Source organism: Methylophaga sp. UBA1464, assembly GCF_002325665.1.
Classification (GTDB): Bacteria; Pseudomonadota; Gammaproteobacteria; order Nitrosococcales; family Methylophagaceae; genus Methylophaga.
Map to the genome: position 1 here is coordinate 39,066 of NZ_DCSO01000045.1, position 1,107 is coordinate 40,172.

General features: G+C 46.7%; 2 protein-coding genes. Both read left to right on the forward strand.

Annotated features, from left to right (window positions below):
• The coding region (locus B3O33_RS04850; RefSeq protein WP_292363106.1) for an HAD family hydrolase at positions 1-303 on the forward strand (303 nt) is incomplete at its 5' end.
• 46 nt (positions 304-349) lie between these two features.
• Positions 350-1,107: Asp-tRNA(Asn)/Glu-tRNA(Gln) amidotransferase subunit GatB (gene gatB, locus B3O33_RS04855; protein ID WP_292363108.1), on the forward strand; the 758-nt coding region annotated here is incomplete at its 3' end.

Below are 1,107 nucleotides of genomic sequence, written 5' to 3' on the forward strand. Positions count from 1 at the left end.
AAGCCAATAGCTGAAATATTAGGTATCGACCATCTGATTGCCACCGATCCGGAAATGGTTGATGGGCGCTATACCGGTCAGGTACAGGGTGTTCCGTCATTTCAGCATGGCAAAGTTGTCCGTTTACAACATTGGTTAACCGAACATCAGCATAACCTTGCAGGCAGTTATTTCTACAGTGATTCACACAATGATCTGCCTTTGCTGGAGCAGGTCGAGACCCCCATCGCGGTGGATCCGGATGAAACATTGGCCGAAATTGCACGACAGCGCGACTGGAAAATTCTGAGTCTGCGTGAATAATTGCTACAATTCGAAGTTTTAATCACTTAAATTCAGGCCGTCAATTATGGAATGGGAAGTTGTTATCGGGCTAGAGATCCACGCCCAACTTGCAACCAAAACGAAAATTTTCTCCGGAGCAGCCACTGCCTACGGTGCGGCACCGAACTCTCAGGCATGTGCTGTTGATCTTGGATTACCGGGAGTACTGCCGGTATTGAATAAAGAAGCTGTTCGTATGGCGGTCAAATTCGGTTTAGCGGTTGATGCCGAAATTGCCGATCGTTCAGTATTTGCCCGCAAAAACTATTTTTATCCAGACTTGCCGAAAGGCTACCAAATCAGTCAGTTTGAATTGCCAATCGTTGGCAAAGGCCAAATCACCATCGAAATGGAAGACGGCAGTGAGAGAATTATTGGCATCACCCGTGCCCATCTTGAAGAAGATGCCGGGAAATCCTTGCATGAAGATTTTCACGGTCAAACCGGGATCGATCTGAACCGCGCTGGGACGCCTTTACTGGAAATCGTTTCCGAACCCGATATGCGCAGCGCTAAAGAAGCTGTTGCTTATATGAAAAAAATCCACTCTTTGGTACGTTATCTGGAAATATGTGATGGCAATATGCAGGAAGGCTCATTCCGCTGTGATGCCAACGTTTCCGTACGTCCCAAAGGTCAGGAAAAATTCGGTACCCGGGCTGAACTGAAAAATATCAACTCATTCCGTAATGTCGAACGTGCCATCAATATTGAAGTTGAAAGACAGATTGATGTGATTGAATCCGGCGGCGCAGTGGTTCAGGAAACTCGTCTGTATGATGT